Source organism: Parabacteroides sp. APC149_11_2_Y6 (assembly GCF_054506995.1).
The window spans coordinates 3,303,282-3,327,278 of record NZ_CP173709.1 but is presented as its reverse complement, the minus strand read 5'-3'; the positions used below and the strand labels follow the sequence as shown (position 1 = coordinate 3,327,278).

Here is a 23,997-nt window from a genome sequence, read left to right as displayed (position 1 = left end):
TTTATAGATATAAAAATCTTATATTTGATGCTATTCAAAATGACAGAAGGAATATTTTTATGAAAAGGAACCCCTTACTATACTCCATTCTTGTGTGCCTGTTTTTATGTGTGATTCCTGAAAGGTCGGCGGCATCCCATGTGGTGAAATTTATCTCTAACATAGATGGATTGACAAACAATTCGGTAAACTGCATTTTTGAAGATACAGGGCATACCGTCTGGATTGGAACCTGGGATGGCTTGAATGCTTATGACGGACGGGATATACGCACATTCCGGTATAGCAAAAGCGACCCGAATACAATCAGCAATAATATCATCCGGCAGATAATAGAGCTGGGAGACGATTTATGGATTGCGACAGACGATGGCGTAAACCGGCTGGATAAGAACAATGACAAAATAACCCGGTATTATTTGCGGAAAGAAAACAAGATACCCAATCAGGAGAAGTCTTTTATCTTAGGGAAAACGGCAGACGAAAAACTGTATTGCCTGGTGAAAGGAGTGGGGCTTTTCTTCTATAATTCCAAAACAGAGGACTTTCAGCCGGTGACAATGGATTTTCTGGAACAGGTGAAGGATTTTTGCATAGACCATTCCAATCATATGTTTTTCCTGCTGGAAAACGGGCAAGTGAGGTATTTAACGGGTAGGAGTCCGGAAGATGGCGTGTATTTATCTGATTTGAGGACCGTATTGCCGGATACACCGGTGGACCGGATGTTCTTCTCTGATAACAGGTTTGTACTGGTACAGGGCGGGAATTTGTTTTTGTTGAATCCCGATTTCACCATTGAACAGCATATACGGCTGGATTCCCATAAGACCGTTTCGCAGGTGGTATGGGCAGGCAAGGATGTATATGCCGGATTCATAGAAGGCGGTTGTATTCGCTATAATACGGAAAACGATACCTATACTTCTCTGAATGAATTTCCGGCACATTTATCTGTTTTCACGCTCTATCCCGGAAGCCAGGATATTCTCTGGATAGGAACGGACGGTCATGGAGTAGCCCGATATTACCGGTATGAAACCTTCTTCCGGACTGCTTTCTCTAATTATCCGGTCAGATGTTTTGCCGAAGATATATCCGGCAATATCCTGGTTGGAACAAAAGGAGGGGGAATTAAACGGCTGGATACTGAAAATAACCGGTTGACCGACTTTTTGAGTAAAGGGAACGGCTTGAATTCAAATTCGGTGTATGCATTGCGTGCGAATAAAGCCGGGGATTTGTTTATCGGTACCGAAGAGAAAGATATTTACATATTGATGGCTTCTACCGGTAAAACGGAAAGGTTGGTTATCCCGGATAAATATCCGTCTTTCAAAGCGGTGTATGGTATGTGTTTCACAAACAATGATTCTCTACTGTGGATAGGCACATCCGGCTACGGGCTTATCCGGATGGATATAAAAAAGGAGGGCAACCGCTATGAGGTGAAAGGATTCCGGCAATATACCTCTTTGGATACGAGCAATCCGTTGAACAATGATATTGTTTATGTCGTGGTACCGGGAGCGGATGGGCATTCTGTCTGGTTTGGGACGCGTGGGGGAGGATTGAACAAAATAGACCTCAGGGATAACCGGATAAAATCGCTGGAGGATATGGACAGCAATATCCAGCTGACAAATAATGATGTGTTGTGCCTGCTGCAGGATAATGAAGATTTCTGGATAGGAACGAGCTATGGGCTGAATTGGTTGAAGAGACAGGATAATACCTTCCGGCTGTTCCCGTATGCCGATGATAAGTTGAAGAATAAAACGGTTCATGGCATACTGAAAGAGAATGAAGAACGGGTTTGGTTCAGTACCAATCAGGGATTATCCTGTTTGGATGTGGAGAGCAACCAGATAAAGAATTATTCCCTGAATGACGGGTTACAGAATGACGAATTTTCGGATGGCGCTTTTTTCAAGGATGGGCAAGGGGTATTATATTTTGGAGGGGTAGGCGGTGTCAGTTATTTTGCCCCGCAGCATATCCGTCTGAGGCAGTTCGAACCACTTCTTGTGCTGGGGGATTTGAAAGTATATGATAAAAAGCAGAATGTAAACGAACGTATCCGGAACGGAATATTGAAATTAGGATACCAGGAGCGGTTCGTTACTTTCTCTTTTGTGGCGAAAGACTTTATAAATAATGAGAACTGCGAATATGCCTACCGGTTGGGGAATCGTTCGGAAGAATGGATTTATCTGGGAAATAATCCGGAAATTGTATTTGCACAGCTTCCTCCCGGTACGTATCTCTTGGAGGTAAAATGCACAAATGGCGACCGGGTCTGGAATGATACGGTTTATAGTCTGGTAGTGAAGGTGGCTTATCCCTGGTGGCTGGGCATGCCGGCGCTGATTGTTTATGGAATCCTGCTTATCCTGCTAATTCTGCTTATCCGGTCTGTGGTAAAGAACCGGATACGGCTTAGCCGGCAGATATTGATAGACCGGATGGAAAAGCAGCATGAACGTGGGCTGTATGAATCCAAATTGAATTTCTTTACGGATGTGGCTCATGAGTTTTTTACCCCGTTGACCCTGATTTATACGCCGGTTCAATATTTGATAGAGAAGCAAGGACTCGATGCCGGTTCCCGCAAATATCTGGAAATAATAAAGAACAATGCGGAACGTATGCAGAAGCTTATTACCGAATTGATGGAGTTCCGTAAAGCAGGCTCAGGCGCTATGAAGTTGCATCCGGAAGAAATAGAAGTGAAGCCTTTTATAGAAGCGGCAGCCAATAACTATGTGGATATTTTAAAAGAGAATAAGATTGATTTCAATCTGAATATCCGCAACGCCGGTATGCTTTATTCAGACCGTGATGCGTTGGAAAAGATACTCTTTAATCTGTTGTCCAATGCTTTTAAATATACGCCCCGTAATGGCTATATACAGGTGGATGTACAACAGGAAGATTTGCCGGACGGCGCGTTGTGCCTGGCTGTCAGGAATTCGGGAAAAGGGTTGACCGTTCAGCAAATGGCGGAAATATTTGATGAATATAAAATATTTGAAACGGCAAAACAGGCCTATACGGTAAGCAATGGCATCGGCTTGTCTCTGACAAAGAAATTAGCGGAGCTGCTGGGCGGTGAGATTTCGGTGGATGGCGAATTAGGTAAGTATGTAGAATTTTCGGTGATAATACCCTGTTTGTCTGTCCGGAAAGAAGAGACGCTTACCGGTGAGCGAATGCCTGAAAAAGAGGATAGGGAAACAGATGAGTTGAAACCGCATAAAGATACGGTTGTACTTATTGTGGAAGATGATGAAAGTATTCGTCATCTGCTGGAAGATGTTCTGTCCTGTTATACGATTCAGATGGCTACAGATGGGATAGAGGCTCTTAGGGAAATAGAACATAGTCATCCGGATATTATCATTTGCGATATTATGATGCCGAATATGGATGGACTGGAACTGATAGATAAGCTGAAATCGGATGTGAAAACCAGTTACATACCGATTGTCTGTATTTCTGCAAAAACTTCAGTGGAGGACCAGATTGATGTCTATAATCATGGGGCGGATGCTTACATAGCCAAACCGTTTCATCCTAAACAGGTGACCTCTACGGTTGAGAATTTGCTTTCGCGGCAAATATCCCTGAAAGATTATTTTAACTCCAGTCTTTCGTCCGTAAAGATAAAAGACGGGCGTGTACTTCATCCGGAAGATGAGGAACTGATACGGTTGGTGACGGACTTTATTCAGGATAATATGGATAACGCAGATTTAAGCCCGGCTTCTATCGCGGAATTTGCAGGGATGAGTAAATCTACGCTCTACCGCAGATTCAGCGAAATAATGGACCGGACACCCAGCGAATTTGTCCGTAGTGTCCGGTTGGAGCATGCCGCGAAATTATTGAGGACTACAAAGTGGACTGTGTCTGAGATTATGTATAAATCAGGCTTTTCCAATAAGTCCTATTTCAACCGGGAGTTCCTGAAGTTGTATGGCGTTTCCCCGAAAGATTACAGAAGCCAATAGGGTAAAATCTTTATTGGACGGCTACTTGTGCTTTTGAATCGAAGACCAGGTCTACTTCATTGTTTTCCTGCTTCAGTTCAAACCGGTAGAAAGTGCCGGAGGGTCTTTCTATCAGGGTAATGTCTTCTATTGTATATTGATTGTATGCAGAGCTTGCCAATGCTTCCATAATGGCTACAGGTACGTCATCGCTTTTGATATTCCAGTGCGTGGATACCCATTGGTTTCCGGTATCGAACCGGATTTCTTTGTGGGTGTTTTTTTCCTGAATATCCACTTCCGTACCGTTTTGCTCTTTCTCTATTTTCTGTACGGTTGCTGTCGGATATTTTTTGGAAAGGAAATCCCGGACAGGTGTAGGAAGTGTTTCGAGCTGTGTCGATTGTTTTTGCTTGTTGCCGCTGTTGCATGCCGAGAATGAAATAAGGCTGCATAAGCAGAAAAACAAGACGGATAGTTTAGTTTTCATAAGACGTTATTATAAATGTTATTGTATAAATTATTCAATGATACTTAAGAACAATCGCATCCTCCGGTTTGTTGAAATAGTGAACAAATTAATAAAACACAAATAATTATGGCTGGAATAATGAAATCATTATGGGACGAAAGTTCCGATCTGGAAGACGAAACACTGTCCACACGCTCCGTATTGTCGGATGATTACACATCTAATGACATCGAGAAAGAAAAAGATATTATATCTGAAGAAGAAGAAAGTGAGGATATAATTGATGATTCTTTGAAGATTTCGAAAGAAGGGAAGTAAGATATTCTCCTGATTACTTTTTTGTTGGGTTTATTTTTGTTATTAGATGCATTCTTTAAGAAGAGGGCCCGGAAATTATTTTCATACCTTATCTACATATTGAAAATAAATCCCTACTTTTGTGCTCTAAAACATTAAAATAAACCCAACAAAGATGGCTGTAACGAAACGTATTAAACGTGCATTGGTATCTGTATACCATAAAGATGGATTAGATGAAATTTTGAGAAAGCTCCACGGTGAAGGTGTTAGTTTTGTGTCAACGGGTGGTACTCAGAAGTTTATAGAGGAATTGGGTATTCCTTGTGATGCAGTAGAAGATTTGACAGGTTATCCCTCAATCCTGGGAGGACGCGTGAAAACGCTTCATCCGAAAGTTTTTGGTGGCATTCTGGCACGCCGTGAAAATGAAGGCGACCTTGCCCAGCTTGCCGAATATGAAATTCCTGAAATTGATTTGGTGATTGTCGATTTGTATCCGTTTGAAGAAACAGTAGCTTCAGGTGCGGAAGCACAGGCAATTATCGAGAAAATAGATATAGGCGGTATCTCTCTTATCCGTGCCGCTGCAAAGAACTTTAAAGATGTGGTAATTGTGGCTTCCAAAGCTCAGTATCAACCGTTGATGCAGTTATTGGAAGAAAAAGGTGCTGAAACCTCGATAGATGATCGCAGATGGTTTGCGAAAGAAGCATTTGCCGTATCTTCCGGTTATGACAGTGCAATCTTCAATTATTTTGACAATCGCGAAGGTTCTTATTTCCGTGCAGGTGTAGATACTCCGATGCATTTGCGTTATGGTGAAAATCCTCATCAGGCAGCTAAGTTTTACGGTAAGTTTACTGAGATGTTCGACCAGTTGCATGGTAAGGAAATTTCTTATAACAACTTGCTCGATATCGATGCCGCTGTGAATCTGATTAGTGAATTCGATGAATTGACTTTTGCAATCCTGAAACATAACAATGCTTGTGGTATCGCTTCCCGTGCCAACGTGGTAGATGCCTGGAAAGATGCTTTGGCAGGTGATCCTGTTTCTGCATTCGGAGGTATCCTGATTACTAATACAACAATCAATAAGGAAGTTGCCGAAGAAATTAACAAGATTTTCTTTGAAGTAATCATAGCTCCGGCTTATGATGCTGATGCATTGGAAGTATTGAAACAGAAAAAGAACCGTATTATCCTGGTTCGTAAAGACTGCAAGACTTGTCCGATCCAGTTCCGTTCATTGCTGAATGGTGTGCTGATGCAGGAAAAAGACCTTAGCATTCAAACTGCAGCAGATCTGGAACCGATGACAGAAAAGCAACCGGCTCCCCAGGAAGTGGAAGACCTGTTGTTTGCAAACAAGATTGTAAAACACAGCAAGTCCAATGCGATTACACTGGTAAAAAACAAACAGCTTTGTGCAAGTGGCATCGGACAGACTTCACGTGTGGATGCATTAAAACAAGCGATTGAAAAGGCAAAATCATTTAAATTTGATTTGAACGGTGCCGTTATGGCTTCGGATGCATTCTTCCCGTTTGGCGACTGTGTGGAAATTGCAGATAATGCAGGTATTACCGCTGTAATTCAGCCGGGAGGTTCTATTAATGACAAGCTGTCTGTTGAGTATTGCAACGAGCATGGTTTGTCTATGGTTAAAACGGGTATCCGTCACTTTAAACATTAATTGTATTCGATACGTCGATATGCCTGGATACTTTCGAAGTATTTATTGGGATATTGGCGTATTGATGAATAGACACTTTATTAAAATGGGATTATTTTCTTTTACACAAGAATTGGCAATGGACCTGGGTACAGCCAATACCATTATCACATGTAATGATAAGATGGTAGTGGATGAACCTTCCGTTATCGCATTGGATGCTCGCTCCGAGAAGGTGCTGGCTGTTGGACGGCAGGCTCGTGAAATGTACGAAAAGACCAATCCGAATATACGTACGATACGCCCGCTTCGTGAAGGTGTTATTGCCGATTTCTATGCGGCAGAACAGATGATGCGCGGACTGATAAAGATGGCGAGTACGCATAAACGCTGGTTTGCTCCGTCTCTCCGTATGGTTATCGGTATCCCGTCAGGTAGTACGGAAGTTGAAATTCGTGCTGTACGTGATTCGGCTGAACATGCCGGTGGACGCGAGATATATATGGTTTTTGAGCCAATGGCTGCTGCTATCGGTGTAGGTATGGACGTACTGGCTCCGGAAGGTAATATGATTGTGGATATAGGCGGGGGTACTACGGAAATCGCCGTTATCTCTTTGGGAGGAATTGTTTCCAATAAGTCCATCAAAATGGCAGGGGATGATTTGACGAACGATATCGTAGAATATATGCGTCGTCAGCATAATATCCGTATCAGTGAGCGTATGGCCGAGCGTATTAAAATTAATGTGGGTTCCGCATTGAGTATTCTGGACGATGCCCCGGACGATTTTGAAGTTTGCGGACCAAACCAGATGACTGCTCTTCCGATGAAGGTTCCTGTATCTTATCAGGAAATTGCTCATTGTCTGGATAAGTCGATTTCTAAAATTGAAGCTGCTGTATTAAGTGCATTGGAACAGACACCTCCTGAATTGTATGCCGATATTGTAAAGAACGGCGTTTATCTGGCAGGTGGCGGAGCTTTGTTGCGTGGTATCGACAAGCGTCTGAAAGATAAAATGGGGATAGAATTTCATGTTGCCGAAGACCCGTTGCACGCAGTAGCAAGAGGTACGGGTATTGCATTGAAGAATATAGATAAGTTTAATTTCCTTATACGATAATTGTAATTGGGGATTGATAGTTGAAACAGGAGGAGTATGTCCTTCGTTTTTCAATTCTCAATTCTCAATTTTTTAATTGAATTATGCGGAAGCTCTTAGATTTCCTGGTCAGAAAGAGACATTGGTTCCTGTTTTTTTTGCTGGAGGTGATTTCGTTGGTATTAGTCTACAGGAATAATGCTTACCAGCGAAATGTCATGTTTAGTTCGGCGAATGTTGTAACAGGGTATATATCATCTGCGGCCGGTTATGTGAAATCTTATCTTCATCTTCGGGATATAAATAAAGAACTGCTTGAACGCAACGGCCAGTTGGAAATGGAACTTCTCGAGTTGCAAGACCAATTGGAGATGATGAGGGCGGATACAGTGAACTTTACCGGGTTTGCACCTGATTCTACCGAAGTTTTTCCGTATAGTTTTATTCTGGCTGATGTGGTAAATAACAGTGTTACGCATTTAGCTAATTATATTACTGTAAATAAAGGGCGCAAAGACGGTGTCGAGCCTGATATGGGAGTCGTGTCGGAGCGTGGTGTGATAGGTATCGTTTCTACGGTTTCCGATCATTATGCAGTGGTACTTTCTTTGTTGAACCCTAAATTCCGTTTGAGTTGTAAGGTCTTAGGTAGTAGTTATTTCGGCTCTTTAAACTGGGACGGGCGGAATCCCCGGTATGCCAATCTGGAAGAATTACCGAGGCATGTGGAATTTAAAAAAGGGGATACGATAGTGACAAGTGGCTATTCTGCTGTTTTTCCGGCAGGTATTGTAGTGGGTAATGTTGCTGATTTCCAAAAACAGCATGATGATAATTTTTATACGTTGAAAGTTGAACTGGCAGCGGATTTTCATGCATTGAATAATGTCCGTATTATAAAGAATTATCATCAGACGGAGCAGTTAAAAACAGAGCAGGAGGCAAGAAGAAATGATTAACAATATATTAAGAGGAGCTTTCTATTTTGTGGTGTTAGTGGCAGTACAAGTGCTGTTCCTGAATAATATTTATTTTCTTCGTATAGCAACTCCGTTTCTGTATCTCTATTTTATATTGAAGCTTCCTGTTGGTACTTCACAAAGTAATGTGGTATTTTTTTCGTTTTTGATAGGACTGGTAATAGATATATTTTCCAATACTCCGGGTATGCATGCTGCTGCTTGTACATTGGCTGGTTTTATCCGGGAGCCTCTTATTCATTTTTATATGGGAAAAGACTTGCCGGAAGGTATTTTCCCTTCCTACAAGACTTTTGGTTATGGTGGTTTTTTCAGGTATGTGCTTTCATTCGTGGTTATTCATCACGCGGCATTATTCCTGGTAGAATCGCTTACTTTATTTGACCCGTTGTTTCTGGCGATTCGTATTATTGCCAGTGTATTGACAACGACTTTGCTGATATGTATAGTTGAATCATTCAATGTGAACACTGTAAAGAGTGGAGATTAATTCGAAGTATACCCTTGAGAACAGGCGCTATGTGATTGGTGGTGCTGTTATTTTACTCATTCTTATCTTTATTGTCCGTTTGTTTTTCCTGCAGATTGTAGACAACGACTATAAAGCATGGGCTGATAGTAATGCGTTCCTGAAAAAGACATTATATCCTTCCCGCGGTATGATATATGACCGCAACGGCAAACTGCTGGTGTATAATCAGCCAACTTATGATATCATGCTTATTATGCGCGAGATACAGCCGTTTGATACGCTGGATTTCTGCAATATTGTAGGCATAACACGCGACCAGTTCGTTAAACGTATAGCTGATATAAAGAACCGCCGGTTGAATCCCGGTTATTCTTCTTATGTTCCTCAAGTTTTTATGAATCACCTTTCAGCGCAGGAATATGGGGTGTTGCAGGAAAAACTTTATAAATTCCCGGGCTTTTATATTCAGAACCGTACAAACCGTGAGTACGGCTATCACAATGCAGCCCATTTGCTGGGTAATATTGGCGAGGTGAACCGCAGAGATATTGAAAGAGATGATTACTATGTGCAGGGTGATAATTCTGGACGTGCCGGTGTTGAGTTGTCTTATGAAAAAGTCTTGCGTGGAACGAAAGGTGTAGAGATACTGCTTCGTGATGCACATGGACGAATCAAAGGGCGCTATGAAGAAGGAAAGCATGACATAGCTCCTGTTTCCGGGAAAAACCTGACCTTATCGATTGATGTGGAGTTGCAGGCCTTAGGAGAGAAGTTGATGCAGAATAAATTAGGCAGTATTGTAATGATTGAGCCGGAAACGGGTGAAGTACTTTGTCTGGTTTCTTCTCCGACATATGACCCGAGTTTATTAGTAGGACGCCAACGAGGAAAGAATCATAAAATATTAGAGAAAGATCCGCGTACTCCGTTGATTGACCGTGCTTTGACAGGATTTTATCCTCCCGGTTCCACTTTCAAGCCTACACAGGCATTGATATTTTTGCAGGAAGGTGTAATAACCCCACAAACAGCCTATACATGTGCCCATGGTTATACTTTCCGAGGCGGAAAGCCTGCATGTCACGGGCATTATTCTCCTTTGGAATTGGACTTTGCCATAGCCACTTCCTGTAACTCTTATTTTTGCTGGGGATTACATGATATGTTAGATAGCCGGCGCCGTTATCCTACCGTGCAGCAGGCTTTTGATATATGGAAGAATCATTTGGTTTCTATGGGGTACGGATATAAGCTGGGTATAGATTTACCTGGCGAGAAACGGGGATTTATTCCTAACAGCCAGTATTATGACAAGGCATATCGCGGACGGTGGAATTCCAGTACAATTATATCAGTGGCTATTGGGCAGGGGGAAGTATCTGCAACTCCGTTGCAAATCTGTAATTTGGCTGCAACAATAGCTAACCGAGGATATTTTATCACTCCACATGTAGTGAAAGAAGTGCAGGATACCCCTTTGGATTCACTTTATAAGGAAAAACGTTATCCTACAGTAGATTCAAAATATTATGATATTGTAGCGCATGGGATGAGGAGTGCGGTGCTTGGAGGAACTTGCCGGAAAGCTGCGATTCCGGGTATAGAAGTTTGTGGTAAAACCGGTACGGCTGAAAATCCGCATGGAAAAGATCATTCGGCGTTTATTGGTTTTGCTCCTTACGATAAGCCAAAGGTTGCCATTTGTGTATATGTCCAAAATGGAGGATTCGGTGCAACGTTTGGGGTACCTATCGGTCGTTTGATGATGCAAAAATACCTGAATGTGGAATTTACGGAGGCGGATAAAGCATTGGAAGAGGAACTTTCGAATACAGTGATAGAACAAAGCATATTAAATTTACATAGTCGTGAGTTATAAAAGAAAAACTGAAATATGGAAAACTGTGGATTGGTTAACCATTATGCTGTATGTCATATTGGTAATAGCCGGATGGTTCAGTATTTGCGGTGCCAGTTACGAATACGACAGTGTAAGTTTTTTTGATATTTCAGGACGTCCCGGTTCCCAGTTAATGTGGATGGGATTGTCCGTCTTTTTGATTTTTGTGATTTTAATGCTTGAGAGCGACTTTTTTGATGTCTTTGCCAACCTTATTTATATTGCGGTGATTTTGTTATTGATTGCTACAATCTTTCTGGCTCCGGATATAAAGGGTTCGCGTTCTTGGTTGGTTTTGGGGCCTGTCCGTCTTCAGCCGGCAGAATTTGCAAAGTTTGCCACGGCATTGGTTGTGGCGAAGTTGATGAATTCGTATGGCTTTAAACTTACTGTGCCTAAAAATTTCATGCTTACCCTATTGCTGATATTTTTGCCCATGGTTTGTATTTTATTACAAAAGGAGACGGGGTCCGCATTGGTCTATCTGGCTTTTTTCCTGATGTTGTATAGGGAGGGAATGTCCGGTTATATTCTTTTATCAGGGGTTTGTGCAGTTGTCTTCTTTGTGACGAGCATGAAGTTTTCAGAGGTCGTAGTTGGAGCTACTGCAATGGGGGAACTAATAGTTTCTTCTTTGATTCTATTTATTATTATGGCATTGATACAAATAGAGAAGAAGGATTTTCGTGCGATATTACATATTTTGATAGGGACGACTCTTGCTTTTTTAGGTGGGACAATAGCTTCTTTTTTTATGCCTGTTGATTTTTCCTGGATTGCAATCGGGCTTGTTCTTTTGGCTTCATTATACTTGATTTATCTGTCTATCCATAATTGGGTATGGCATTATGTCATTATTGCTGTGTTTGCTTTGGGTTCTTTGGCTTTTATGTTTTCTGTGGATTATGTATTCAATAATATTCTGGAACCGCATCAACAGATCCGTATAAAAGTGTCATTAGGACTGGAAGATGATCCGAGTGGTGCCGGTTATAATGTAAATCAATCAAAGATAGCGATAGGTTCAGGAGGTTTTACCGGAAAGGGTTTTATGAATGGAACCCAGACTAAATTAAAATATGTACCGGAGCAGGATACTGACTTTATTTTTTGTACGGTGGGTGAAGAACAAGGATTTGTTGGCTCTTCTGCTGTTCTTGTTTTATTTGCAGTCCTGATACTTCGTTTGATTTATTTATCGGAGCGACAGACTTCGACGTTCAACCGAGTCTATGGATACAGTGTTGCTTCTATTTTCTTTTTCCATTTGGCTATTAATATCGGGATGGTGATAGGGCTTACTCCGGTAATAGGTATTCCGTTGCCGTTTTTCAGTTATGGCGGTTCCTCGCTTTGGGGATTTACAATCCTGTTGTTTATTTTTCTCCGGTTGGATGCTTCGCGTCGTGAGCGTTAGCTTTTTCCACTCTGAATCCGATTTCCTGTATTCCTTTTATAGTCTTTTCGCGCATAGCCTGCCGAAAGCTGAAGGTGTATTGACCCGGATAAGGGAACAGGTAGTTGGTACGTACAGGGAAACCTGATTGGAATAAAGAAATACCATGTCCGCGCCATTTACCTGCTTCATTGGCAAGAACGCATTCTATCGTATCGCGTTTTAAAGGTCCAATAGGTAATTCCTCATTACAGAATAACCATAGGTTTTTATAAGGATATAGATTGTTATTGCGTATTTGCAACATCAAATTGTAAGGAGTAGAGGTATCCTCAACCCGGAAGGTAAAATAATAAACCTTATCGTCCTCCCACGAAGTATTGTCTATGATCTGATATTGATCATACAAGGCTTTGTTTTCGCAGGAGGATAATAAGATACCAATAAATATGACAAGAAATCTCTTAAGCATTAGGCGTTATTATCCGGTTTAGCTTGTTGTTGAGGTTTGTCATTATTTGATGGTTTATCGCTGTTTGCTTTGTTGGGACGTGGCTGCTTGTTGCGATTACGATTCCCTTCGTTTCCATTTCTATTCCCATTTGCGTTTCCACTGCTGTTTCGGTTATTGTTCCGGTTTCCACCGTTTTTATTCCCCTCTTTAGCAGGATTGTTCTCGTTGTAGGGCTTTTCTCCCGGACGATTGTTCGGATTTTGTGGCTTACCTCCGTTGTTATTATTGTTTGGGTTTTTCTCTTTAGCAACGCCGGCTATATTGCTATTACCGTTATTTTCGTTGTTATTTCCATTCCCGTTACCACCTTTTTTCTTCTTCTTTTTCTTTACATTATCAAAGCGTGTAACACTTTCCTGACCCAAAATATCCTGAGAATCACGTTTGGGAGCCTGAGGTTTTGTGTCGGCTTCCAATGATACCGGTTTCATACCTTTTTTATTCATGTTGATAACATCGAATGCGCGGTCTGCCGGAATTGTTATCAGGTTAGCTGCAAACGATTTATCCGTAGAATAAGTGATTTCACGTTTGAAAATATCAGTTTTGAAATGGTAATATGTATTATCCTTTGTTTCCAAAGGAACTTCGCGTGACGGCAAACGTTTCTGTGCTTCAACATAAGCGTCCACTTCATAATTGATGCAGCATTTCAGTTTAGCACATTGGCCTGCAAGTTTTTGAGGATTCATTGAAATGTCCTGATAGCGTGCAGCTCCGGTTGCCACAGAAACAAAATTAGTCATCCAGCTTGAACAACATAATTCGCGTCCACAAGGACCAATACCTCCAATGCGTCCGGCTTCCTGACGGGCTCCGATTTGTTTCATTTCAATGCGTACACGGAAAGCTTCTGCCAGTACTTTAATAAGCTGACGGAAGTCGACACGTTCGTCTGCAATATAATAGAAGATAGCTTTATTACCGTCTCCTTGGTATTCCACATCTCCAATTTTCATATTCAATCCTAAATCGGCGGCGATTTGGCGGGAACGGATCATGGTAGCGTGTTCCTTAGACTTAGCTTCCTCGTATTTTTCAATATCGGTCGGTTTTGCTTTGCGGTAAATCTTTTTGGGCTCATAGCCTTCTCCGGTACGGACATTGTTTTTTTTCATTTGTAAAAGAACGAGTTTCCCGGTGAGGGTTACAGTCCCTATATCATGTCCCGGACTTGCTTCGACAGCTACCATATCGCCTTTTTCGAGAGGAATTTTAGAACTGTTTAAAAAATATCCTTTACGGGTATTTTTGAATTGAACTTCTACATAATCAGTAGCATTGGCTGCATCCGGAACGTCGCAAAGCCAGTCGTAAGTGTTCAGTTTTGTATTTTGTATTTTGCTGCATCCTTTTTTCCCCATGCAGCAACTACCTGTATTTAATTTGAAATCCATTGTCAGATAATAATATATGTGTGTACAATTACGCAAAAATAGTCAAAATATTTGGTTTACAGCATAAGATGGACGATTATAATAAATGCTGTAACCCTGATGGCATCTGGCAGTGGAAGGTAAGAATCGTGAAATAAAAAAGGGGCTGTCCAAAAAGTCGGATAGCCCCTTTGCTATTGTTTATTTCGGTAAAAAGTATTATCTTACCGTTGCAAAAAAACAAACATTATAGCAATGGCTAAGATAGTATTTAAAGAGTTAACATCCAACCAAAATGTACTTTTTCCGACCAGCTTATCGGAAAAGATAGCTCCCAATCATCCCGTTCGTGTTGTAAACAGTGTTGTAAACGCCTTGGATATTAGTTGTCTGCTCTGGGCATATAAAGGAGGAGGTACCAGCAGCTACCATCCCTGTATGATGCTCAAAGTTCTGTTTTATGCATACCTGAACAATATCTATTCTTGTCGCAAAATAGAAAAGGCCTTGCAGGAGAATATTCACTTCATGTGGTTGTCTGGTAATAGTACTCCCGATTTCCGCACGATCAATGATTTCCGCGGCAAACGTTTAAAAGAACACATAAAATCGTTGTTTTCAGCCATTGTTCTGCTGTTACAGGAATCCGGCTATGTCAGTTTGGATGTACAGTATATCGATGGTACCAAAGTGGAATCAGCATCCAATCGCTACACTTTTGTCTGGCGTGGTAGCGTGGAAAAGAACAAGGTAAAACTGGAGTCGAAAATACAGTCAATCCTTAGTGAGGTTGACAAACATATCGAGCAGGATAAACAGGAAAGGACACCGGATAGCTTACCGGATATGGATTCCTGTGGTTTGCGGGAAAAAGTGGGCGCTTTAAACAAACGGCTCTCCGGAATGAACAAAGCTGAGCAGAAACAAATCAAAAAGCTACAGGAAGAATATCTGCCTCGCCTTGCCAAATACGAATCGCAATTAGAGAAATTAGGGGATCGTAATTCTTTCAGTAAGACAGATGAGGATGCGACCTTCATGCGCATGAAAGAGGATCATATGAAAAACGGGCAATTGAAACCTGCCTATAACATACAGATTGCTACAGAGAATCAATTTATTACCAATCTGGGAATTTACAGGCGAGCCGGAGATACGGGAACTTTAATTTCTTTTTTGAAAGATTTTCGAGAGACTTATCATAGGCAATCCTCTATAGTAGTGGCCGATGCCGGTTATGGAAGTGAACAAAACTACGAGTTTATGGAGAATGCGGGTATAGAGGCTTTTGTCAAGTACAATTATTTCCACAAAGAGCAGAAGCGTGCCTGGAAGAAGGATGCTTTTGCCATACAGAACCTTTACTACAACCGGGAAAGGGATTATTACGTATGCCCGATGGGACAACATATGGAATATAAAGGTCAAAGGAAAAGTAAGTCCGATTTGGGATATGTATCCATACTGAAGCGTTATCAGGCACAGAACTGCGAGGGTTGCCCGCTGAAGTCTCAATGTCATAAATCAAAGACTAACCGGATCATAGAAGTTAACTATAACCTTAACAGGTATAAACAAAAAGCACGGGAAAGACTCATGAGTGAGGAAGGTATTTATCATCGGGGCAGACGATGTATAGAACCGGAATCTGCCTTTGCACAGATAAAGCATAACTCGGCGTGGAACCGGTTTAGATTAAGAGGGTTGGAGAAGGTAAAAACAGAGTTTACCCTGGTTGCTATTGCACATAATCTAAGAAAACTAGCTAAAAAAGTCAGTTTTCTTTTGTTTTTTACTTATTTCTGTAGGATGACTTCTCGAAGAGAGATAATTGAGAAGACCAAAGATGTTTTAAAAATAAAAATGGATAATAAACGGGCAGCATAACAAAAAAAGAAGGCATCCTTTTCAGACACCTTCTTTTTTATCTACACCTTACTATTAGATTCCATTAATACTTCTTGAAAGACTTAGGGCATCTTTGAAAATTACATTAGAGGTTTCATTTTTGATGTTAACATCATTTTGAAGTCTTTAGGACGTGTATTTGTCAATTGAAAAAATACATTGCTAAATGCTGAAACACTGGAATATCCTACACTATAAGTTATTTCAGTAATAGTCATATCAGAATCCTTCATTAGTTCCAATGATCGTATAATTCTTAACATCTTAAGATATTGTAAAAAGGAGATATAAAGGCTGGATTGAAATAAGCGAGTCATACTGCGAACGCTAAAACCAAAATGTTGCGCAACAAAAGGCAAAGTTAGGGGTTCATGCAAGTTATTTCGTAAATATTGTGTTATCTCTATTAGCTTTTTATTTGTAGTAGTTGGTAGTTGAATAGAAAATCGTTTGAGCTTCTCTTTGGGTAATAAGTGCTTCATTGTTAGTAAAAGTTCGTATTCCCATGAGGCGGGGAATATATCTCCCTGCCAGTTTACGGAAAAATTGAGTATTTCATGCAGCAGAGGACTTACTGGATAAATACCTAATTTATCATAGAAAGAATTTTCTAAGTCGTGTTCATCACTAAAATATATGTTTTGAATGTATAAATCCTTTGAATTAAACAAAATACGATGTGGTTGCAATTTGGGAATCCATATATAATGATGGGAAGGAATATAATAATCTATTTCTTCGGTTTGTAAATAAGCAATTCCTCCAAACACTAATAGTAATTGTCCTTTTTCATGGCTATGAAGAGCTAATTCTTGATCTATGTGTTGCTTAATAACAAATATTGAATTAGGATATTTATCAACACTTTCTGACAAGTAGTGTAAAAAGTTCATATTCTTAAAAAAATTACTTGGCCAAAATTAGCAAAAAATAGGCTGATTATGGAAAAAACCAAAATATATTTCCGAATAACTTTGCCACATCAATTAATTATTGGAAAAATGAAATATATTTTAGTGTTTATTCTGTTATTCTCATTTATAACTAAAGAGAGCTATGCTCAGCAAAATACGGGTAGGTTTGATAATTTTCTAACACTTGAAGATATTTGGAAAAACATAGAGAAAAATAATAAAAACATAAAGGTCGAACTTCTCGAGATAAAAAGGAGAGAACAGATAATCCATTCTGCTATAGCTGATTATTTCCCTGACATTTCTCTAAATGCGAATTATGATAGAAATACAAAAATGCCTGTTTATGAAAATGAACTATTTTCTACCCCTGATTATTTTCCTATAGGAAAATATGGTTATGGGGTTGGTTATGAGTTAAGTTTGGATTTATATGATGGAGGTAAAAAATATCGTAATACAAAACTTAGAAAAGAGGAAAAAAATCTTGTAGTACATCAATGTGAGGCTACTAAAAATAATATAAAACTTATTGCTGCAGTAACATATTATGATCTTTTCAGAAATCTTCAATTTCGAGATTTAGTGCAACAAGAAATTCTTGCAGATAAATTACAATTGAAGACTATAGAAAATTTTTATAATAATGGGGTTGTTTTAAAAAGTGATCTGTTAAGAGCTTCTGTAAAGTTGTCCGATATAGAACTTTCATTATCTGAGATAAATAATAATATCCAATTGGATATTCAACAGTTAAATATTTTAATGGGACGTGATGAGAATAATAGTATAGAAATAAACTATCATGAACTGTTCTCTTTTGCGGATTTAAACTGTTCAGGATATGAGGAACTTACAAGTATAGCGTTGAAAGAAAACTTTATCTGTAAAATGGCTTTGGACAGACTGAATATAAGCAAATTAAATATTCGACAATCAAAAGCAAATGTTTTACCTAAAATAGCGTTCTTCTCTTATTATAATATAAAATATCCTCAAGTATTTTTGTATCCCTATTCCTCTAATCAATATGGGTTTGGTCAATTCGGTATAAAAATATCGTTTCCTATAGATGCTTTCTATAAAAATTCTTATAAAGTAACGGCAAATAAGTTGGCTTATAAACAAGAAAGAATAAACAGGAATATAGTTGAAGATAAATTATCGATAAAAATTAGGGAGATCTATTTGCAATTACAATATTCAAAAGAAAGTATTGAAACAGCAAATAAGAATATAGTGCGAGTGACGGAAACTGTACGAGTGCTTAAGAATGCATACTATAACCAACAACTGACATTAACAGATCTATTAGATGCTGAGACTGACCTCTTGGATGCCAAATTTAAACTTATGACTTCAAAAATTAATCTTCAAATAGAATATTTAAAACTTCGTGAAGCAATGGGAGTATTATAAAATAATATGAGAATAGTATGAAAAGAAGAAATAAAATCGACCGTATTACCATTATTTTTACTAGAATTATTGGTGTCTTATTGTTAATATTTATGATTGTTTGGAGTGGAATATATTTTCTTAGATCTTTAAAATATGAAGAGACAAATAATGCTCAAATAGAAGCATATCTGTCTCCAATAAATACAAGGGTTGTAGGCTATATCAATAAGATATACTTTGAAGAAAATCAAAGGGTAAATACTGGTGATACATTAGTGGTCATAGATAGTCGAGAGTTTGAATTAGATAAAAAAGAATCGACAGCAAGTATTCTTGAGAGTAATGCAAAATTAGAGTATTTAGTAGCTAATGAAATAACACAAAACCGGAATATCGAGGTTCTAAAAACGCAAATTTCAACCGCTGAAATAAAAATGAAGTATCAGGAGAAAGAATACCTACGATATAAAAATCTATTATGTGAGGGTTCTACAACACCACAACAGTTCGAAAAAGTTGAAGCTGCATTTAGAATTGCGGTTTTGGAATATGAGTCTGCTCAGAAAAAAATGCAGGTCTCAAAATCTAAAACAATTGAGATAAAGAAAGATATGAATACCATTATTGCGGAAATAGAAAGAAAGAAGGCGATATTAGACAATCAGAAACTTAAGATGCAATATACTGTAATAACGGCTCCATTTAGAGGGAGAATCGGGAAAAAAAATATACAAGAGGGCCAATTGGTACAAGCCGGACAGACGTTGGCTTTCATGGTTAATGATGAAGAAAAAAAGTGGGTGGTTGCTAATTTCAAAGAAACTCAAATTGAATCATTTAGCATTGGACAAAGCGTGGATATATATGTGGATGCTTTTCCCAATGAGGTCTTTCATGGTAAAATTGAATCAGTGTCGCCTACAACAGGTTCAAGATATTCTTTATTACCTCCGGATAATGCAACTGGAAATTTTGTAAAAGTAATTCAAAGAATTCCCGTAAAAATAGATTTAACCGACTCGAAGGTAAAGATAGAGAAATTATCTGCCGGAATGAATGCAAACGTTTCAGTTTTAAAACAATAGCAAATGGGAACAGATAAGGGTGTTTTTAAAGATTGGGTTCCAAAATGGCTTATCCGGGGAACTATTGTTTCCATATTAGCCATGTCTTTACTTGGATTCGCTTTATATTACAGTAATATGGAAAGCGCAATCGGTTATTATGGATTTGAACAAGTAGACATTCAGTATTCTGTGGTTTTGATGTATGCGACAGTGATTGCATTTCTCGCTTTAGATAACAGACTTATTAAATATTTTATAGCAAGGGATTATATTGTTTTAGGATTAGTGCTGGATATTATCAGTTATATAGTGTGCTTTTATACCAGAGATATTATTCTTTTTATGATTTGTAGGTTCTTGCAAGGTATTGCCTGTGCTCTATTATGTAGTGTTGTTTTAAACCTTGTATTTCCTCTTTTTCATAAGCCGAAATCAAAGGTTTTTGGTTATAGTATATTTTACGGAGGATTGCAAATATCCATCCCTGTTTGTGCCATATACTGTAGCTGGTTACTTCATTTTAAAGAATTTAATTATTTGTTTTATGGATTGAATATTTCAATATTGTTCACATTAGTTCTTGTTTTCATTACGATGAAGAGAAAAGCCCGATTTTACAAAAAAATACCTCTCTATCAGATTGATTGGATCGGAGCCATCTTATATACAGCCTTTTGTGCGTTATTGGGATATTTACTGGTATATGCTCAGAAACTAAATTGGTTTGAGAGTAAGGAATTTACTAGATTAACTTTTGTGGCATTTATATTACTTGTTTTGTTTGTCATTCGTCAATTATTGATAAAGAGGCCATTGATAAATTTGAGCTTATTCAAGTATAAAAGTTTTATTATAGGGTTACTATTATTAGTTGCACTATATATATTCAAAGGTACTGTGATTTTTGTTTATGTATATATTGAGCAGATTCTTGATGTTGATCCAATACATATGACACCTGTCTGGATTATGAATATAATGGGGATTATAGTAGGTTCATTTGTAACAGCGAGATATATTATATATCGGGCACCTCTAATCAATATTATCATTGTAGGCTTTTCTTTACTTGCCTTGTTTCACCTGATTATGTATTTTACGTTTTCTTCATCTGTAGAAATTACTTTTTTTTATATTCCCATATTCATTTATGGTTTAGGAACAAGTACCCTTTTTGTTCCTGTTGTTGTATTTACTGTATCAACTGTTCCTGAGCATTTGGCATATAATGTCTCTTTTATCGGAATATTCTCAAGATTTGTAGGATTCTGCGCAGGTCTTTCGATTAATAATTATTTCCAATCATATACTAAAAGTGAAATATTCGAAAGGTTCAGAGAAAATGTAAATGAAACAAACTATATGCTTGGAAATACATTAAATAGTATTTGTAATGACTATCTGAGTAATAATCAGGATTATATGATTTCAAATATAATGTCAGACAAGTATTTAAAGAATTTGATATCAGGACAAATATTGATTAAATCTACAATGGATTATTTTGGGATTGTTTTTATAAGTATTCTTGTTTGCATTGTTTTATTATTCATTTCTCCGACAATAAAAAAAGTAGCAATAAGAATACGTGAACGGTTTATACCGTATTAAAGAAGTAATTAGATCTTTATGCAAAATTAAATCGCTGCAAATGATAATTTTTCGGTGGGGTGTTTACTGGGTGAATTTGACTTGAGAAGACTGTATATGCGATTCCAGCCTTTCGTAAGAATCGATCATGGATTTTGAAGTGACATTAATAATTTTAGTGTTGCAAAAGTTTGCAAAATCTTCCATAACCTCATGTCCATAAAATATGGAAGTTTTTGATTTCAAATATTCATAAACAGAATAGGGTTGTAGATTTTTCTCATCTGTATAATGATTGTATAAGATTATTTCTTTTTTCTCATAGAAATATTCTTCTAACATACATAATTGGTTTTTTTCATTTACATATAGTCCATTAAAAAATGTATGGTCTACACCACATAAATAAATGTTTTTGTAATCTAACATCATCGATATGTATTCAGCATTTAATACGACACTTCCATATTCACCATTACCTAATCCGTTTTTAAAGATGAATCTACGGTATGAACCTATTTCGATATGGTAAGTACTATGAAAGTAATGAATGGTAATTAACTTATTATTTTTCAGTATGCTATAGAAATCAGAATTCTTAGCCCAGTAAGGTAGAAATAGATCGATTGGCCAAGTTGTGTTGTGGGCAATATCGTTTAAAACCTTTTTTCCTCTTTCTGCATGAGGTGTGTTTTTTAGAAAGACATGGTCACTTAAGACATAATATTTAGGTTTGTATATCTGGTATGCTTCATGGCAAGCAAAATTATTCATGGCAAATATGGAACAATTATCAGGGAATTTATCACTACAAACTTTATTTAGCTTATCAATGTCTTCCATTAAAGAAGGACCATTTGCGAAAATAACCATTGTAGATGATGATGTTGTAGCTTTTTTGAGCTTTTTATATGGATTCTTCAATCCTTCTTTTTTTAAAAGTTTTAGGAGAAAAAATATACATACTAGAAGTTTATACATATATCTTGAAATTAAGTTAGTATTATGATTTTAAGGGATTCGTTCTATATGAATAAGAAAAATATAGATATCCAATAACAAAAGTAGTTCTATAAATGAGGAATAAAATGTAGATTTTATTTTATTATATTTTGTGCTTCTCTGAGATAAGGAGAAAAAGAAGGGGGCATAGGTCCTTTTATCGTATTATTTTCATTTATTGAGGATGAAAAAGTATTAAGTTCGATTAATGAAAAAAGTGATATGCATGAAAAGAAAAATTAACATATGCTATCTAAATAATTGGATTTTAGAATGAAGCATATTAAGTATCGGTCTTTTTTCTTGTTTTGTTAAACCCAGGAAAAAAGTGGCTAGGCAGGCACATACGAATGAAATACAAAAAATAGTGATAAGACCAATCAATGTTTCATTATCCCATATCTTTAGAGATATAAGGGGGATGGGTAATGTTGCTACTACAATAATGAATACTCTATATAAAACTTTTTGAATAAATAGTATAACCGGAAAATGAATAAGGTGCCTTAAATAGCAAAGACGAAATATCAGACTGATAAGACTCATCGTAATACGTACAACTAATGCAGATTCCACGGGATAGCCGATTTTTAGGATATAGTATGCTAATGGAAGGTTACAAAATGTAATAAAACTGATGCATAGTTGATAAGTTTTAATTTGTCCGTTTGCTTGTACCGTCATCCACAGAGGGGCACTTAACGTATCGATTAATGATAGTAAGATCATTAATTGGCAGAAGGTTGCCGTATGTGCCGGAACCTCGGTTAGCCAAAGTCTTAAGATTGGAGCACAATTAATGAAAACAGGCATCGAAAGGATGAATAGCAGCATAAAAGAGCCTTTGGAAGTGATGATAACAAGATTGATGAAGTCTTGCCTGTTTCCAGATGTATATGTTTTTAATATCTGAGGATTGTAGGCTGTTTGGAAGTTTGAAACAAAATTGACAATTGCCGTATTTACTTGGTTGGCAATACCCATAGCCGCATTTACAACCGTTCCAAAAAACATATTTATAATAAGAGTTAATCCTTGATGAGCACTAATACCCGCCAGATTTCCAAATATACTCCATCCTGAGAATGTGAAAAAACTTTTTAAAAGTTTTGTATCCCATACATAATGATATTTACATTCTTGAAATTTGAATTTACAATAAGAACGGTAAGCCATCCTTATGCAAAAAGATACGGAGAAAGTCAGAATGGCATATAATTTAAGTTTGTCGAAATCAAACCATTGAAGAGTAAAGACTATGAGTAATTTCAAGATAACCTCGATAATACTCATATAAGCATAGATATTCATTTTTTCATGTGAAATGATTATTGCGTTGTATGGTGCAGTAATCATATTGGTTAAAAAAGATAGTAGAGCAAATTGATAAACCCAATTTGCAGCCTGAAGCCTGTCCGGAGAAATTACCAGATGTGTATTTAAGAACCATAGTCCGATACTTTCTGCCAGAATAAGAATAATGATTGCGAATATAATATGGGAGGTAATGGATATACTGAAAAGTTTTTTCAGTTGTATGTAGTCTTTTCTTCCTATTTCAATGGATAGGAAGCGGAATGTAGCGGAACCGAGAGTCATATCCAGAAAACCGAACATGGCAATCACTCCACTGACAAGGCTGAATATTCCGAAGTCTTCAATACCTAATACTTTTAGTATAATTCGGGAAGTGAACAAAGATACTCCCATCGTAACTAATAGGCGGAAATAAAGTAATAATGTATTTTGGGCAATTCGTTTATTATTGGAATTCATGATTTATAAGGCGACAATAAAATCTGTTGTTTCGAAAATATTAAAACATGGTATGATTGTAAAAGGATTATCCGTTACAAAGATAATACAAGAATGAGTCTGTAATGATGGTCGATATAAATGATTTTTTGATTAAAAGAGGCGAAACAGTATT

General features: G+C 37.9%; 18 protein-coding genes. 12 read left to right on the top strand and 6 right to left on the bottom strand.

The annotated features are described in order from the left end of the window. Nucleotides 1-59: 59 nt before the first annotated feature. Nucleotides 60-4,013, top strand: a complete 3,954-nt coding sequence (locus ACGE0T_RS13665) for a hybrid sensor histidine kinase/response regulator transcription factor (protein WP_459187180.1) — start codon at nucleotides 60-62, stop codon at nucleotides 4,011-4,013. 10 nt (nucleotides 4,014-4,023) lie between these two features. Here the strand turns inward: ACGE0T_RS13665 and ACGE0T_RS13660 are convergent, their stop codons facing one another. Further along, nucleotides 4,024-4,482: a PepSY-like domain-containing protein gene (locus ACGE0T_RS13660; RefSeq protein ID WP_459187179.1), complete on the bottom strand. Its 459-nt coding sequence runs from the start codon at nucleotides 4,480-4,482 to the stop codon at nucleotides 4,024-4,026. A 108-nt stretch (nucleotides 4,483-4,590) separates the two neighbouring features. Between ACGE0T_RS13660 and ACGE0T_RS13655 the strand changes: the two genes are divergently transcribed. The 7 genes from ACGE0T_RS13655 (at nucleotide 4,591) to rodA (ending at nucleotide 12,316) form a co-directional block, all read left to right on the top strand. Further along, the gene (locus ACGE0T_RS13655) at nucleotides 4,591-4,782 is read left to right on the top strand and encodes a hypothetical protein (protein WP_459187178.1); all 192 of its coding nucleotides are present in this window, start codon (nucleotides 4,591-4,593) and stop codon (nucleotides 4,780-4,782) included. A gap of 154 nt (nucleotides 4,783-4,936) precedes the next feature. Next, nucleotides 4,937-6,460, top strand: coding sequence for a bifunctional phosphoribosylaminoimidazolecarboxamide formyltransferase/IMP cyclohydrolase (purH, locus tag ACGE0T_RS13650; RefSeq protein ID WP_459187177.1), 1,524 nt, complete (start codon nucleotides 4,937-4,939; stop codon nucleotides 6,458-6,460). A gap of 85 nt (nucleotides 6,461-6,545) precedes the next feature. Then, on the top strand, nucleotides 6,546-7,565 hold the full coding sequence (locus ACGE0T_RS13645; RefSeq protein ID WP_459187176.1) for a rod shape-determining protein: 1,020 nt from the start codon (nucleotides 6,546-6,548) through the stop codon (nucleotides 7,563-7,565). An 83-nt stretch (nucleotides 7,566-7,648) separates the two neighbouring features. Further along, nucleotides 7,649-8,503 carry a rod shape-determining protein MreC gene (gene mreC, locus ACGE0T_RS13640; protein ID WP_459187175.1) on the top strand — a complete coding sequence of 285 codons (855 nt, stop codon included), beginning with the start codon at nucleotides 7,649-7,651 and terminating at the stop codon, nucleotides 8,501-8,503. Next, nucleotides 8,496-9,014 (top strand): rod shape-determining protein MreD, encoded by a 519-nt coding sequence (gene mreD, locus ACGE0T_RS13635; RefSeq protein ID WP_459187174.1) that lies wholly within the window; start codon nucleotides 8,496-8,498, stop codon nucleotides 9,012-9,014. Before mreC ends, mreD begins: the two co-directional genes overlap by 8 nt. Further along, on the top strand, nucleotides 9,004-10,878 hold the full coding sequence (mrdA, locus tag ACGE0T_RS13630) for a penicillin-binding protein 2 (RefSeq protein ID WP_459187173.1): 1,875 nt from the start codon (nucleotides 9,004-9,006) through the stop codon (nucleotides 10,876-10,878). The genes mreD and mrdA overlap by 11 nt, the downstream gene beginning before the upstream one ends. 43 nt (nucleotides 10,879-10,921) lie before the next feature. Continuing rightward, nucleotides 10,922-12,316 (top strand): rod shape-determining protein RodA, encoded by a 1,395-nt coding sequence (gene rodA / locus ACGE0T_RS13625; RefSeq protein ID WP_459190474.1) that lies wholly within the window; start codon nucleotides 10,922-10,924, stop codon nucleotides 12,314-12,316. On the opposite strand, the gene gldH is transcribed toward rodA, so the two are convergent. Next, nucleotides 12,276-12,767, bottom strand: coding sequence for a gliding motility lipoprotein GldH (gene gldH / locus ACGE0T_RS13620; RefSeq protein WP_459187172.1), 492 nt, complete (start codon nucleotides 12,765-12,767; stop codon nucleotides 12,276-12,278). The two genes, rodA and gldH, sit on opposite strands and share 41 nt — an antisense overlap. Then, a complete protein-coding gene (locus tag ACGE0T_RS13615) occupies nucleotides 12,767-14,206 on the bottom strand; it encodes a PSP1 domain-containing protein (RefSeq protein ID WP_459187171.1) in 1,440 nt (479 codons plus the stop codon). Before ACGE0T_RS13615 ends, gldH begins: the two co-directional genes overlap by 1 nt. A 234-nt stretch (nucleotides 14,207-14,440) precedes the next feature. On the opposite strand from ACGE0T_RS13615, the gene ACGE0T_RS13610 reads away from it, so the two are divergent. Beyond that, nucleotides 14,441-16,072 carry an IS1182 family transposase gene (locus ACGE0T_RS13610; RefSeq protein ID WP_459187170.1) on the top strand — a complete coding sequence of 544 codons (1,632 nt, stop codon included), beginning with the start codon at nucleotides 14,441-14,443 and terminating at the stop codon, nucleotides 16,070-16,072. A gap of 101 nt (nucleotides 16,073-16,173) precedes the next feature. Here the strand turns inward: ACGE0T_RS13610 and ACGE0T_RS13605 are convergent, their stop codons facing one another. Continuing rightward, nucleotides 16,174-16,986 (bottom strand): helix-turn-helix domain-containing protein, encoded by an 813-nt coding sequence (locus ACGE0T_RS13605; RefSeq protein WP_459187169.1) that lies wholly within the window; start codon nucleotides 16,984-16,986, stop codon nucleotides 16,174-16,176. A gap of 48 nt (nucleotides 16,987-17,034) precedes the next feature. Here ACGE0T_RS13605 and ACGE0T_RS13600 point away from each other — a divergent pair, with 48 nt between their 5' ends. From ACGE0T_RS13600 to ACGE0T_RS13590, 3 genes are read left to right on the top strand one after another with little or no spacing between them, the layout of a single operon-like run. Next, nucleotides 17,035-18,426: a TolC family protein gene (locus ACGE0T_RS13600; protein WP_459187168.1), complete on the top strand. Its 1,392-nt coding sequence runs from the start codon at nucleotides 17,035-17,037 to the stop codon at nucleotides 18,424-18,426. A gap of 17 nt (nucleotides 18,427-18,443) precedes the next feature. Beyond that, on the top strand, nucleotides 18,444-19,493 hold the full coding sequence (locus tag ACGE0T_RS13595; RefSeq protein ID WP_459187167.1) for an HlyD family secretion protein: 1,050 nt from the start codon (nucleotides 18,444-18,446) through the stop codon (nucleotides 19,491-19,493). Nucleotides 19,494-19,496: 3 nt separating this feature from the next. After that, the gene (locus tag ACGE0T_RS13590; protein ID WP_459187166.1) at nucleotides 19,497-21,086 is read left to right on the top strand and encodes an MFS transporter; all 1,590 of its coding nucleotides are present in this window, start codon (nucleotides 19,497-19,499) and stop codon (nucleotides 21,084-21,086) included. A gap of 63 nt (nucleotides 21,087-21,149) precedes the next feature. On the opposite strand, the gene ACGE0T_RS13585 is transcribed toward ACGE0T_RS13590, so the two are convergent. Further along, on the bottom strand, nucleotides 21,150-22,046 hold the full coding sequence (locus tag ACGE0T_RS13585) for a hypothetical protein (RefSeq protein ID WP_459187165.1): 897 nt from the start codon (nucleotides 22,044-22,046) through the stop codon (nucleotides 21,150-21,152). 270 nt (nucleotides 22,047-22,316) lie between these two features. Further along, the gene (locus ACGE0T_RS13580; RefSeq protein ID WP_459187164.1) at nucleotides 22,317-23,843 is read right to left on the bottom strand and encodes a lipopolysaccharide biosynthesis protein; all 1,527 of its coding nucleotides are present in this window, start codon (nucleotides 23,841-23,843) and stop codon (nucleotides 22,317-22,319) included. Nucleotides 23,844-23,997 lie beyond the last annotated feature (154 nt).